7 protein-coding genes are annotated in these 14,706 nt (G+C 38.3%); all 7 read left to right on the plus strand.

Translation table 11 applies throughout. The features are described from left to right. Positions 1 to 595: 595 nt before the first annotated feature. The 7 genes from RMY64_RS11375 (at position 596) to RMY64_RS11405 (ending at position 14,596) form a co-directional block, all read left to right on the plus strand. Positions 596 to 2,239 carry a sigma-70 family RNA polymerase sigma factor gene (locus RMY64_RS11375; RefSeq protein ID WP_322700094.1) on the plus strand — a complete coding sequence of 548 codons (1,644 nt, stop codon included), beginning with the start codon at positions 596 to 598 and terminating at the stop codon, positions 2,237 to 2,239. 23 nt (positions 2,240 to 2,262) lie between these two features. Next, on the plus strand, positions 2,263 to 3,543 hold the full coding sequence (locus tag RMY64_RS11380) for a DUF1822 family protein (protein ID WP_322700095.1): 1,281 nt from the start codon (positions 2,263 to 2,265) through the stop codon (positions 3,541 to 3,543). 262 nt (positions 3,544 to 3,805) lie between these two features. Then, positions 3,806 to 6,127, plus strand: coding sequence for a CHASE2 domain-containing protein (locus RMY64_RS11385; protein ID WP_322700096.1), 2,322 nt, complete (start codon positions 3,806 to 3,808; stop codon positions 6,125 to 6,127). A 20-nt stretch (positions 6,128 to 6,147) separates the two neighbouring features. Continuing rightward, positions 6,148 to 6,921 carry a DUF928 domain-containing protein gene (locus RMY64_RS11390; RefSeq protein ID WP_322700097.1) on the plus strand — a complete coding sequence of 258 codons (774 nt, stop codon included), beginning with the start codon at positions 6,148 to 6,150 and terminating at the stop codon, positions 6,919 to 6,921. 74 nt (positions 6,922 to 6,995) lie between these two features. Then, positions 6,996 to 10,622, plus strand: a complete 3,627-nt coding sequence (locus RMY64_RS11395; RefSeq protein WP_322700098.1) for a filamentous hemagglutinin N-terminal domain-containing protein — start codon at positions 6,996 to 6,998, stop codon at positions 10,620 to 10,622. Between the two features lie 230 nt (positions 10,623 to 10,852). Then, positions 10,853 to 13,714 (plus strand): CHAT domain-containing protein, encoded by a 2,862-nt coding sequence (locus RMY64_RS11400; protein WP_322700099.1) that lies wholly within the window; start codon positions 10,853 to 10,855, stop codon positions 13,712 to 13,714. A 267-nt stretch (positions 13,715 to 13,981) separates the two neighbouring features. After that, a complete protein-coding gene (locus RMY64_RS11405; RefSeq protein WP_322700100.1) occupies positions 13,982 to 14,596 on the plus strand; it encodes an IS4 family transposase in 615 nt (204 codons plus the stop codon). The last annotated feature ends 110 nt before the right edge of the window (positions 14,597 to 14,706 follow it).

Consider the following 14,706-nt stretch of genomic DNA (forward strand, 5'->3'; position numbering starts at 1 on the left):
TCGTCGAATGGCTTGCTATTAATCTTTTTGAGATATCTTATCAAGATGAATTCTCGTGGCTACCAGCACATACTTAGTAAATAAAATTACTTATTATTTAGATTTTATTTTTGCGATCGCTTGTTTTTTACTGGATCTGACAAAACCGCATTGCTCCCATAGGAGAGGAGCAAGGAGAAAACTATATTGCATAATAGCCGGAAGCGCTGTATTCTATGCTCACAAGGTCAAAGTATAAGCTATTTTGACCGATTTCTACTCTCAAGTTTTAATTATGCCTACAACCCGCATAATTAGCTTGCTTTGCTCCCAATAAGTTCAGTAAAGCTAAAATCACACAAAACAAGGCAGTGTATTTAATACTTGCATATAGGAACAACGCGATTTGGTGAGATCAAGGTTAAATTATCAATTACATCGCTAAATTCTCAATAAAACCAGGAGCAGGGTTTTCGTTGTGATGTCTACGACAGACTGCGCCTACGCATCCCGAAATAGCCTATTTCCGTTCTTGGTTTTAGCACTTCACCAAATCGCGTTGCTCCCTTTGCATAGATTGTAAATCTCATTTTGTTATCTAGTAGGTAGAAGAAATATGGTGCTTAATTTTACCAAGTATAATACTATTCCCGTACTACCAAAACGGAGGGATAATCTTAATAAATTTTCTACCTATATTGTGCTGAGTGACCAAAATAATCAATTAGCGTTGCAATGGAAATATCAACCTTCTCTGCAACGTAATTTGAAATTATATGAAGAAAAGCATCAGGAGTTTTCTAATTTATTCTGCCATCATGATAAAGGAATAGATATCGCAAAGTTTTGGCGAAAAATAGCATTTGATGAATCAAAATTAATAGCAGATTGGGAGCCAAATAATAAAATACAACTTGCCTATGAACATTTAGCAAGTTACTTTGAAGAGAAATGTTATTGGGCTGCTAAAGATTTATCTAAAGACCGTAACGCCAATTCTTGGGAAGAATATTTATGTATTGCTAGATTGCTAGTTTATAATCCACTGAAACTGAAAGAGATTTTAGTTAAATATAATTATGAAAGTGCAAATATAGATACATATATAAATAATATATTAAAAAACCATATTAAGTTTTCAGCAGAAACTAATAGATTTTCCCGGTGGAGATTGTTATACAAAAAGAGTGATAAAGAACTCATAGAAGCACTAAAAGTATTCGGAGTTATCGAGCCAGAAATTTCATTAATTATTTTTGTTAGAAAATACTTTAAGCAAGTTTATTTAATTAGCAAAGTTAAGAATTCAACTAGAGCTACAGGTAAAAAGTGGATAGCACCTGACGAAGAGGATTTTGAAAAATCTGCTCAATGTTATAACGCGGAAAAAGTATTACCAACTGCACCCCATGAGGTATTTGCTAACTCTACTAAGGTGACTGCAAAACAAATTAAAGATTGGATGGAGATTTGCATTAAAGCTTTAGAAAGTTATCCGATATCAATTATACCAAAATTTTCACTTGATGCTTTCCAATCAGGTGAATTTGAAGTTAAATCAGAATTACAAGTTTCGGAGATCGAATGGGAAAAGATATCAAGCACTGAGGATACAAGAGAACAAGGATTTTTGGCTAATCAAGCTAATTCAATTTTATCTGAGCAACTTCAATCCATGAAACTGGATGAGCAGAAAATTTTACTTCTCTATTATGGGTTTGGATTTAATCAAAAACAGCTAGCAGATAGATTAGGAATGAATCAAAGTACAATTTCTCGTTATCTAACTAAATCTACAATCAAATTATTAGAAGCTATAGCAAGGATCTCCCAACCACAACAATGGGTTAAACAGTATGTAAAACGATGGTTAGAAAACGACTATCATACACCAGTACACTCAGATTTGATTCAAGCAGCTTTAGTATCAGCCATTAAAAAATTAGGAAATGAAGAACGTGAGGTTTTCCAACTTTATTATGGAGAGCAAATAGATGAGATAAAAATTGCTTCTCAGTTAGGTATTAGCTTGAGTGAAATAGCCACAAGGGTTACTAAAGCAAGAAATATGTTACAAGAAAAATTGATGCTAGAAATAAATATTTGGATGAAAGAATATTTAGAAAAATGGTTGGTTAACTATTACAAATCTCTACTAAAAGTAGTGTTAAAAAATGAACCTAAATTAGGAAAGGGAGAATTAAAACTAGAAGAAAAAATTTACCTACTGGAAATATATATCCAAAATCAGTTGTATTAACTTTATTAGTGAGGGTGAAGATTATGTTGAGTTTATCAGATTTCGTAAATATTGACGTTAAGCATATTTGGTTGCAGGTAGAGACAGCCGAACAAGAAAAAGTATGGCAGCTTTCCCAACATCACTCAAATGCGATCGCAATTTATAATGCTTATCTTAATCGCATCTGCTTGAGCCGCTTACTCACTTGGTTTCAGGTTTCCTTGCAAGAATATACTTTACGCGCAGAGATATTTCCTAGTGAAGAAAATTTACCTACGATCTTAGAGATAGTAAATGGCACAGCAATTAAGGTGGGTGAAACCAAGATAGTATTCGTGCCGACTGAAACAATAGATATAGAAGAATTGCGCGTACCGCAAGAATGGATAGATATTAGTAGTTGGACAGGTGACTATTATATATCAGTGCAGGTAAATTTGGAAGGTGATGATGATGATTGTTGGATACGAGTATGCGGATTTGCTACCCATCGTCAATTGAAAAACCAAGGCAAATATAATTCAAGCGATCGCACTTATTCTTTACCTATCGAACAGTTAAATGAAAATTTTACCTTACTTTTTGCTACACTTGGATTGCGTTGGCGAGAAGAAGTTCCACCTGAAGTAAATTTGTCAGCAACAGAAGCTCAAAACCTATTGCAGACATTGAGTGATGCTTCTATTTATTCTCCCAGAGTACATTTAGATATACCATTTGCTCAGTGGGCGGCATTAATTTCCAACGAACAGTGGCGACAACAACTGTATAATCAACGTTTAAGCCAAGAAAAAAATCTTGTATCCACTGCTCATAAATACTTGTCACCAAGTATAGAATCAATGAATAACGTCTCTGTAGACTCTTCATTGATTCAGGTGAACCTTAATCAATGGTTTCAGAAGCTGTTTACAGCAGGATGGCAACCTCTTGACGAAGTTTTAAATTCACAACTAGGAAATTTAGCATTTGAGTTCAGAAGTTTTTCTGCAACTAGTAAAACAGGTGTAAATGGAGTCAAGCTAATTGATTTAGGGGTACAATTAGGAGGGCAATCTTTAGCACTGATGCTTGCTCTCTCACAGGAAGAAGACAAGAAAGTTGCTATTATCGTACAAGTTCATCCCACTGGCAATAAGAAATATTTGCCAGCAAATCTCAAAGTTATGCTTTTAGAATCGGGAAATATTCTACAACAAATTGAATCGAGAAGTCTAGATTGCTACATTCAACTTAACCGTTTTAAAGGGTTAAGCGGAACCAAATTCTCTATCCAATTGACTCTTGATAATTTCAGGATGACAGAAAATTTTTCTATTTGAAACTATATCAAACTTGGATAATTACTTATAATAAAATTTACTGATACAAATTGGGTTGATGCTTGTGAAAATCAAAATGAGCTTTAAAGTCGAGTTAGGTTTTGTTCTTCAAATAATTAACCTACAAATATTATAAGTGTTTAAAAAAGTTGATATGAACTAATTAGTATTTTCAAGCCATGAGGTAACAGATTAAAACTTATAATATGCATTAAATCAGTATGCATTTTGACTGTGAATTATAGCTATATTAAAATTAAAGATGAGTAAGTTAATTGTTATCAGCTTAGAAAAAGGTAACTTAAACGATGGCTTTTTCCCTGTAACTGCACAATTGTGGGAAAATAACAACTCTCGTCCGATAAAATTTACAGGTAGTTTACCTCCTGCAACAAAAATTGCTGAACTTTATAAACGCTTTCAATTAATATATCAAGCACTTCATAAACGATTCGTGAGTCGTTCGGGAATCGAAGTAGAATCCACAGGTTTAAATAACGTTGGTGAAGTAGATTTTAGTGAAGTTCAAGAACAATTATATGAAGCAATTAATTCTTGGCTAAACTCTGATTCATTTCGCCCAATCGATCAAAAGTTACGTGAGAAATTGGCTTTAAATGAAGAATTTCAAGTGATTATTGAAGCAAGCGATTCTCTTCTACAACGGCTACCTTGGCATTTATGGAATTTTATTGAGCATTACCAATTATGCGAAGTTGCTGTAAGTACTCCAAGATATGAGCGAGTAATACGATTACCCAAACAAAAAACAAATAAAGTTAGAATATTGGCAATTTTGGGTAATAGTCAAGGGATTGATATTCAACAAGATAGAAATATTTTAGCACAATTACGAAATGCATCAACAGTATTTTTAGTAGAGCCTTCACGTCAGGAATTAGATAAGTGGCTTTGGGACGAACAAGGCTGGGATATACTGTTTTTTGCAGGTCATAGTCAGAGCGAAAATGATCGGGGTCAGATACATATAAACCCAACTAGTACATTAACAATAACCGAGTTAAAAAATTCGTTGAGTTATGCAATTTCACGCGGTTTAAAAATAGCTATTTTCAATTCTTGTGATGGTTTGGGATTAGCGCGACAGTTAAGTGATTTGCAAATTAGCCAAATTATTGTTATGCGGGAGGAAATACCAGACTTTATAGCACAAGAGTTTCTAAAACATTTCTTGGGAGCTTTTTCTGAAGGTAAATCTTTCTATTTAGCGGTGCGTTATGCACGTTCAAGATTACAGGGGTTGGAAGAGGAATTTCCTGCTGCTTCTTGGCTACCTATGATTTGTCAAAATATAGCGGAAGAAACTCTAACTTGGCAACAATTATGCGGTCAAACTAATAAAGCTACTTTCCCTATATTGAGAGCGCGTAATCTGAAAATAACATTTTTAGTGAGTGTCTTGATCCCCAGCTTAATTACGGGAGTGCGATCGCTCGGTTTCATGCAACAATGGGAACTGTCGGCTTTCGACTCAATGATGCGGATGCGACCTGATGAAGGCGCAGATAAACGTCTTTTAGTAGTTACTGTCACAGAAGCAGATATTCAGGCTCAAAAACAAAGACAAAAATCATCACTATCAGATAGTACGCTACAAAAACTATTGCAAAAATTGTCAATTTACAACCCAAGAGCAATTGGTTTGGATATTTATCGAGATTTTCCGGTAGATTCTCAATATCCAGATTTAGCAAATCATTTGCGAACTGACAACAATTTTATTGCTATCTGTCAACTTGGCGGTAGCAAACAACAAGCAGTTGGGATTTCACCACCACCGGAAATTCCACCTAACCGCATAGGATTTAGTGATGTTGTATTTGATAGCGATTTGATAATCCGTCGTAATCTACTATCTATAACACCAGATGTAGGGTCATATTGCAAGTCGCCCTACTCCCTCAACTTTCAACTCGCACGACAATATCTAGCTAAAGAAGGCATCGGATTTAATATTACTGACGAAGGCTACCTGCAACTTGGCAAAATAGTCTTTAAACCTATAGATATCCCCACAAGTGGTTATCAGCAATTTGATGGATACGGACATCAAATACTACTTAATTATCGTTCTTCACGGGAGGTTGCCAAACAAGTTAGTGTTGCACAAATCCTGAATAATCAGTTTAACCCCGACTGGATAAAAGATAAAATTGTTTTGATTGGCGTTGACTCACAAAGCGTTAAAGACTATTTTCTTACACCCTATAGTATGGCAACGACCCCCCACCAGGAAATTTCTGGAGTACTGCTTCATGCACACATGGTTAGTCAAATTATAAGTGCTGTTTTGGACAAGCGATCGCTGCTGTGGGTTTTACCTGCATGGGGTGAAATATTGTGGATTTGCGGTGCGTCTTTGGTAGCCGGAATATTAGCTGTATACAGTCGCTCACAATTGAAACTTGCTATTTTCATTAGTGCTGAATTACTCATCCTTTACGGATGCTGCTTTATTCTTTTGCTATATGGAGGTTGGATGCCATTTCTTCCTTCTGCACTAGGATTAGTAATCACTGGAATCAGTGTAAAAAAATCCGAAAAATTATTCATAAAAAAATAACTGGAAATAAAAATTTAATTATGACTAAAATCGACTTTCTTTCACCACTAAAAGCATTAGTATTGAGTGCAACTTTTTTATTAGTCAATATTACGCAATTATCAGCACAAACTCAGCAATTAAACACTACAAAAATACGTTTTGTTCAGCCAAGCTTAGAAAAACAGCCAGCAAATAGAGGCGCACCGAGAGACAGAACAGGTGCAGGAACTCGCGGTGATTGTCCAGCGGCGAACAAACCTCTCACAGCTTTAGTACCTTTGGAGTCCAAAACTGTTTTAAGCTTAACCACAGATGAACATCCAACTTTTTGGTTTTACGTTCCCTATGTACCCAAGAATATCAACTTAGTAAAATTTGTCTTACTGAATGAACAAAATAACTCTCTTACCAAAGAACCAATTCCTATTACTTTATCCAACACGCCAGGAGTGATTAGGGTTAGTATTCCTAAAACAGAAAAACCGCTGGAAATTGGGCAATATTATCACTGGTACTTTTTGATTGATTGTAACCCCCAAAGCCGCTCAGATGATATAGCAGTTGAGGGGTTAGTACAACGCATTATCCCAAAAGAGGAATTAACACGTGCCTTAGATACAGCAACCCCACGTCAACGAGTAGCTCTTTATGCTCAAGCAGGTGTTTGGCAAGATGCTCTAACTACTTTAGGAGAACTTCGCACCCGTCAACGCCAAGATGCAACCTTGGCGACTGATTGGAAAGATTTGTTGGAGTCTGTGGGGTTGGAAAATATTTCTACTGAAGCGATCGTACCTTGTTGTAGTCTCTAACATGGGCATCGGGCATTAGATATCTGCACCCACTTTTTTTAGCTCTTTAGAGGGATGCTATTTTGGAAAAATATATGCGTTTTGGATGCTTCAAAGGTTTAAGAACTGCGATCGCATACCCGCGCTATGCTTCGCTTATCGCCCAAGCCCTAACTTGTCAGTTCGCTGGTGCGATAATATTCTCTGCTAATTGTGCTATTGCTCAAATTACACCGGATAGCACTCTGCCAAATAATTCTAATGTCAAATTAGAGGGCAATACTACAGTTATTGAGGGTGGAACGACAAGAGGCGGTAATCTGTTCCACAGTTTCTCTGAGTTTTCTGTTCTCAATGGAAGTACTGCTTTTTTTAACAACGCCTCAGACGTTCAAAATATTATTAGTCGAGTGACAGGTAGCAGTCGTTCTGATATTAATGGCTTAATCAAGACAAACCCTATTGGAAATGCAAACCTGTTTTTAATTAATCCGAATGGCATTGTATTTGGCCCAACTGGTACCTTAGATATTCGTGGTTCCTTTATTGCGACAACAGCCAACGCTTTACAATTCAGCAGTCTAGGCAACTTCAGCGCGACAAATCCAGAAGCGCCTTCACCGCTACTGACAATTAATCCTTCAGCTTTTTTATACAACCAAATCACTACAGGAGCAATTCAAAATAGCTCAGTTGCACCTGCTGGCCCTCATTTAACAGGTTTTGAAACCTATGGTTTGCGAGTACCCGATGGTAAAAGCATATTACTAATCGGTGGTAATGTAACGATGAATAATGGACAATTAAATGCTTATGGTGGACGAATCGAATTAACAGGATTAGCTGCTCCAGGAAGTATAAACCTTTTTACAGATGGCAACATTTTTAGTACTCAAGTACCAGAATTATCACGAAGCGATGTATTTTTGAATAATGGAGCGATCGCTAATGTTTCTTATGAGAATGGTGGTAGTATTGCAGTCAACGCACGCAACATAGATTTATTAAAAGGAAGTTCACTCAATGGTGGTATTGAGGAAAATTTGGGATCAGCAACTGCCAAAGCTGGAAATATTACTCTTGATGCCACGGAAGCAATTAGTATAGAAGAGCAAAGCGAAGTTAGAAATCAGGTTCGAACGAATGGGATCGGCAATGCTGGTGATATTAATATTACTACTGGCTTATTATCTCTAAAGGTCGGATCTGGAATTTACACTCGTTCTTTGGGCGATCATTCCTTGCAGCGTCCAGGTAATGCCGGCAATATCAATATAAATGCTCGCGGACAAGTCTCTTTTCTAGATGGAAGCTTTGGCTCGACTACTTTAGAACCTACAAACCCTACAGATGTAGGAAAAAGTGGAGATTTGCAAATTCAAGCTGATTCTGTCTTAGTTGGTAACAACTCTCAATTAAAGGTTAGTACTTTAGGTACGGGAGATGCTGGCAATTTAACAATTGATGCTCGTAATACCGTTGATTTTTATAATAATTCTTTTGCTTTCAGTCAAATTGAAAAAGGAGAAGGTAATGGCGGGATCATAAAAATCAATACGGGTTCACTTACACTGAACGATAATTCGTTTCTTAGTGCCAGTACCCTTGCAAAAGGAAATGCGGGTAGCGTGCAAATACAGGCTCGCGATAGTGTATCCTTTGCAAATAATAGTAAAGCGGATACCGCAGTTCAACCAGGCGGCAAAGGAAATGGAAATGACCTTTCAATCCAAGCAAGATCAGTTTCGGTTACTAATGGAGCATTTTTAACAGCAGCTACTTTCGGTGAAGGCAACGCAGGTAATGTAATAATTGGCGCTGATTCGGTTCAATTTGATGGTAGTAACAGTTATGCTGCAAGCAGCGTAGGTTTGCGAGAATATGGCGAAGGATCAGGCAACGGAGGTATAGTAAAAATCTCTACAGGTTCGCTTCAGCTCACCAACCAAGCCATATTAACAGCAGAAAGCTACAGCAAACAAGGAGATGCAGGTAATATCATCATTGATGCCCGTGATACCGTCTCTTTATCAGATGGAAGTTCTATAAAAACCCTGTTAGGAGGGCAAATAACGGGTAAAGCAGGTGATATTAGCATTACCACAGGTTCACTCTCAGTTGCCAGTGCTTCCTCGCTCCAGGCTGATACTTATGGATTAGGAGACGGAGGTAATATTAGTATTCAAGCACGAGATAATGTGTCTTTTATAACTGAAGGAGGAGCTTATAGTAGAGTACAAGAAAACGCCAATGGTAGGGGGGGTGATATAGATATTAAAGCAGATTCTTTGACCTTGAGTGATGGTTCTTTTATAGCAACAAGCACTCTAGGAGAAGGTAATTCTGGCAGTATAACTATTAATGCTGCTAATTCCATTAATTTAAGTGGAGTTAACCAAAAAGGTTTTCCAGGAGGCATTTACACCGAAGTTGCGACAATTAAACCAGGTGATGGAGGCAATGTAAATATCACTGCTAGGTCATTGAAAGTCACTGATGGTGCCCTCTTGGCTACTCGTACAAATGGTAATGGAAATGCTGGTATAGTCAATATCAACGCCACTGATTTTGTTTTATTTGATGGTGTAGGCACTAATAACAACAGAAGTGGTGCTTATAGTCTTGTGTTACCTCAAGGAACAGGTGCAGCAAATGATATTAACATTAATACAGGCTCACTTTTTTTGCAAAATGGTGCGAACTTACGCGCAGGCACAGAAGGACAAGGAAATGCCGGAAAAATAAATATTGTTGCTCAAAATATGGTATCTATTGATGGAGCAAGCACTAATGGATTACCAAGTACGATTGAAACTAAGGTAGAAGAAAATGCTGTAGGCGATGCAGGGAATGTTGATATTACAACTAACTCACTTTTTATTACCAATGACGCCGAACTATCTAGCAGCAGTCAGGGAAATGGAGCCGCAGGCAATTTAACGGTAAATGCTAATTTGATTAGTCTTGACAACCGAGGTAAAATTTCAGCCGATACCATTGCAACACAAGGCAATATAAATCTAAATCCAAGAGATTTATTACTAATGCGTCGTAATAGTGAAATTACTACTAAAGCTTCTGGAAATAATATTACTGGTGGTAATATTACAATCGATGGCAAAAATGCCTTTCTTGTTGCAGTTAAAAATGAAAATAGTAATATTCGTGCTGATTCTGAAAACTTTCGTGGTGGAAATGTCAAGATTAATGTTGCTCAAATCTTTGGTTTTCAATCTCAAACAACATCATTCCCGCTAATAAGTAGTATTACTGCAAAAGGAGCAAGTCCTGACTTGAGCGGAAATATACAAATCAATACCCCTGATACAGATCCTAATAAAGGATTAGTTTCTTTAACAACAGATGTGGTGGATGTAGCACGTTTAGTAGACGATAATATCTGCGCCAAAACTGCTAACAGTAGTTTCACTTATACCGGAAGTGGTGGTTTACCTGCCTCTCCCAACAACACACTTAATAGTGATGCGGTATGGGAAGATTGGCGACTCACTACTGTAGTAAAAGGAAGAGAGGAATCCCTTCTGGGTATAAGGAAACAAAGGGGAGAGAATAAATCCTTAAGCCCTAATCAAATTATGGAAGCGCAAGGGTGGATAATTAATCAGAATGGGGAAGTGATTCTTACAGCTTACGCTCCCACAGCAACACTACGCAAAGTAGGAAGTTCATCATCTGGATGTCAGTCAGCAATTGTCCAGTAATGGACAAGAGGCATAGGGCAATGGTTGAAAGAGGCAGGGGGGCAAGGAGTAGGGAGCAGGGGAAAGACTGAGACGGAGCTTGTACTTTGCCCCAGCAGAAGCGTCCAGGAAGGAAGGGGCTTCTAACCCATGTTCCGCAACGTTTGTCGCAGAAGGAAAAGGCTTGCTTTCCCAGCTAATAGCCCCCTTTCCCTCTGCCTCCCCGGTGATTGTTTTGGAGTGGATTTGGAATGGCAAGACCTAATTGGAACACGGCTAGAAAAAAGGGTGTATTTCACAAGTGGCAAATTATCTTATTAGTTTTGCTGGGATTCACTTTTAGCTTTGGTGCTCATCTGCTATCGGCTGCTTCCATTGTCCCAGTTATTGAGAAAGTCCCCATCGGATCAAGTCAGCCAATTAGCAATGTTTCTATATCCCATACCGAAGTCCCCGAAAGCATAGAACAACTGATAGAAAATGGCAAAACTTTATACCAATCAGGACAATTTGCCTTTGCAGCGCAAAGTTTTCAGCAGGCTGCACAAGTTTATCAGTCCCAAAATGGCGCGTTGAACCAAGCTTTGGCGTTAAATTTTCTTTCCTTGAGTGAGCAAAAATTGGGACATTGGAACCAAGCAAGTGTTGCAATTACAACTAGTCTCGATTTATTAAACCAATCAAAATTAACTACTAGTAACGCAAAACATATTCTCGCTCTAGTCCTCAACACTCAAGGCAATTTACAATTAGCACTAGGGCAAACTGAAAATGCTTTGCAATCATGGCAAGAGGCAGCTAAAACCTATACTGAAATTGGCGATACTGCTGGTAATATTGGTAGTTTAATTAACCAGGCTACAGCCTTCCAATCTTTGGGGCTTTACCGCCGCACCATGAAAATATTTGAGCAGGTAGAAAAAAATCTTTTTTCTATGCCAAACTCGCTTTTAAAAGCTGCTGGATTGCGAAGTTGGGGGAATTGGCTGCTAGCCAGTGGAGATATAGAAAAGTCTCAAAAAATGCTGGAGCAAAGTTTGACAGTAGCGCAACAGTTGCGATCGCCACAAGAAGAAAGTGCAACTTTACTCAGTTTAGGCAATGCCGCATTCGCAAAGGGCAAAAGAAATCTCATCAAAGAAAGCATTACCGAGGATAATTTTCTCTCATCGCGGTGTGGACAAACAGCGAGCGCCCAAACACAGGATACCAAATACTTCAAAAAAGCATTTGATTATTATCATGAAATCACTAATAAGTCAAGTTCTCCCATTACTGCTATACAAGCCCAACTCAATCGCTTGAGCGTATTGCAGTTTCTTGGGCAACAACCGACGAGCGAATATCTTGGATCGATTAAATCTGCACTCTCCAATTTAACCCCCAGTCGAGCCGCAGTATACGCTAGAATAAATTTTGTTCAGAGTTTGGTTTGCTTTGAAAAAACGCACAAGCAGACAACAAAAGAAATTTTCAATTCCCCAACCCAAAATCAGGATTTCCAAGCAGGAGCCAGGGAACAAGCTAAAATCCAAAATTCCGAAGAAATTGTCGAGCTATTAAATATCTCTGTGCAACAAGCCAAAGAAATCAAAGACCAACGAGCCGAGTCTTATAGTCTGGGTTATCTGGCTCAATTTTACGAGATGAGAAAACAATTTCCAAACGCACAGCGATATACCGAGTCAGCTTTAAATCTTGCTCAACTCATAAATGCACCGGATATTGCTTATCACTGGGAATGGCAACTTGGACGCCTGCTTATGTTACAGGGAGATTCAGAAAGAGCAGTAGCAGCTTATACCACAGCAGTGGCCACTCTTCATACTTTACGTGGTGATTTGGTAGCTCTTAATGCTGACACTCAATTTGACTTTCGAGATGAAGTAGAACCAGTGTATCGTCAATTGGTAGGATTACTTTTAGAATCTGACCAAACCTCGACTGACAAAGCAGTAACGAAACAAGTCAGTCAGAAAAAATTAAACCAAGCTCGTGATATAATTGAAGCTTTGCAATTGGCTGAATTAGACAACTTTTTCCAAGATGCTTGTATTACCATCCAGCCAACGCAGATTGACGAAGTAGTGGACAATTCTAATCCAGTAACAGCAGTTTTTTATTCAATTATATTAGCAGATCGCATCGAAATAATTGTCAAATTACCACATTCTCAAGAATTACGGCATTATACGACTTACAAACCCAAAGTTGAAGTAGAAAATACTTTAGAAGCACTACGACAAAAACTAGAACAACGCTATACATTTCGCGATCGCGAAGACCTTTCCCAAGAAGTATATAACTGGATTATCAAACCTGCCATTGCACATTTGGAGCAAAGCAATGTCAAAAATCTAGTCTTTGTGATGGATGGTTCGTTGCAGAATATCCCAATGGCTGCGCTTTATGACGGCAAACAATATTTGATAGAAAAATATAGTGTTGCCCTTTCGCCCGGTTTGCAACTGCTAGCACCCAAACAAAAACAAAGACGATTGGAAGCATTAATCGCCGGATTAACAGAATCTCGCCAAGGCTTTAGTTCCCTGTCAAATGTCGGTACCGAATTGCAGCAAATAGAGTCTATTATTCCTTCTAAACAACTCATCAACCAAGCTTTTACTAGCATCAACATTGAACAGCAAGTCAGTGCAATTTCTTTTCCTGTAGTTCACTTAGCAACTCACGGTAAATTTAGTTCTAAACTCGAAGATACATATATTCTTGCTTGGAATGACAAGATTAAAATTAAACAGTTGCGTGAAATACTGCAAACTAGAGAACAAGTGGTAGGGCGCTCTAATCGCGTACCTCCTCCAATTGAATTACTTGTCCTCAGTGCTTGTGAAACAGCGACTGGAGATAAGCGTGCTGCTTTGGGGCTTGCTGGTGTCGCTGTGCGTTCCGGCGCACGCAGTACCTTGGCTTCATTGTGGCAAGTAGACGATAAATCTACCTCTGTTCTGATGAGTGAATTCTATCGACAGTTAACACAAGATGCCAATTTAAGTAAAGCAGAAGCCCTACGTCGTGCTCAAAAGTTTGTTTTGAAGGATAAAGAACATCCATTTTATTGGGCACCGTATGTTTTAGTAGGGAATTGGCTTTAGGTGACTGTCACTGAAATAAACCAAAACATAGTTAAATCAAGCAGTTTATAATTAATGCTGCGATTGATTTCTAAGTTGTTTCATCAATAGAGTTCTTGCGTAAGTCCTAACGGAGTTAAGTGAAGCAATGATTTATGGCTCATTGATTCGTCTGATGATCAGGCGAATGGTTTCTTAAGCTTTTGTTTACGAATCAGCTCTGAGATCGGGGTTTAATTATCAACTACATCGCCATATTCTCAATAAAACCAGGTTTATTTCGTTGCGATGCCTGCGGTGGGCTGCGCCTACGCATTTGGAAATACCCTATTTCCGTTCTTGGTTTTAGCACCTCCCAAAATCGCATTGCTCCCATTGCGTGCTACAGAAGTGGATTGCCCCGAAGGTGAAACTCCTGTCGAGTGGATGTTGCTAACTACAGAAGTTGTTGCAAATATGGAGATGGCTTCGACGATTTTACGCTGGTATTCTTATCGGTGGCGAGTTGAGGAGTATCATAAAATTTTAAAATCAGGATGTCAGGTAGAAAAATATCGGCTTGCTGCTGAGGGGATGAAAACTCTCATTGGATTCTTGAGTGTGATTGCTGTTGAGCTTTTACAGTTGACTTATCTCCACCGCACTCAGCCTTTAGCTCCCGCAATTGAAATTCTCAATCCCCTTGAACTCAAGATTTTAAAAGCTAAGTCTCCCAAACCACCCAAACTCCTCACAGTTAATTGGGCTGTCGAAGCGTTGGCGAAGCCCGCCGTAGGCATCGCTCGTCTTGGTGGCTACCTAGAACATCGAAACAAAACACCAATTGGTATTCAGGTACTGTGGCGAGGTTGGTTAAAATTGCATGACCTTTGTGAAGGTTGGCAGCTTGCAAAAGAGACTTAACGGGAAAAGTCAGATTTATAAACATCCTCTAAGACAGAGTTCATTTTTAGTGCATAAGTTGGGCAAAAATATTTCTATATAAGTTATGTAAGAGCAAATGCACGTTATAC

It is taken from the genome of Nostoc sp. DedQUE08 (genome assembly GCF_034530895.1).
Classification (GTDB): Bacteria; Cyanobacteriota; Cyanobacteriia; order Cyanobacteriales; family Nostocaceae; genus Nostoc.

Coding starts and splice junctions, on each gene's coding strand:
- RMY64_RS11375 (WP_322700094.1), top strand. CDS start 596: ATGGTGCTTAATTTTACCAAGTATAATACTATTCCCGTACTACCAAAA.
- RMY64_RS11380 (WP_322700095.1), top strand. CDS start 2,263: ATGTTGAGTTTATCAGATTTCGTAAATATTGACGTTAAGCATATTTGG.
- RMY64_RS11385 (WP_322700096.1), top strand. CDS start 3,806: ATGAGTAAGTTAATTGTTATCAGCTTAGAAAAAGGTAACTTAAACGAT.
- RMY64_RS11390 (WP_322700097.1), top strand. CDS start 6,148: ATGACTAAAATCGACTTTCTTTCACCACTAAAAGCATTAGTATTGAGT.
- RMY64_RS11395 (WP_322700098.1), top strand. CDS start 6,996: ATGCGTTTTGGATGCTTCAAAGGTTTAAGAACTGCGATCGCATACCCG.
- RMY64_RS11400 (WP_322700099.1), top strand. CDS start 10,853: ATGGCAAGACCTAATTGGAACACGGCTAGAAAAAAGGGTGTATTTCAC.
- RMY64_RS11405 (WP_322700100.1), top strand. CDS start 13,982: ATGCCTGCGGTGGGCTGCGCCTACGCATTTGGAAATACCCTATTTCCG.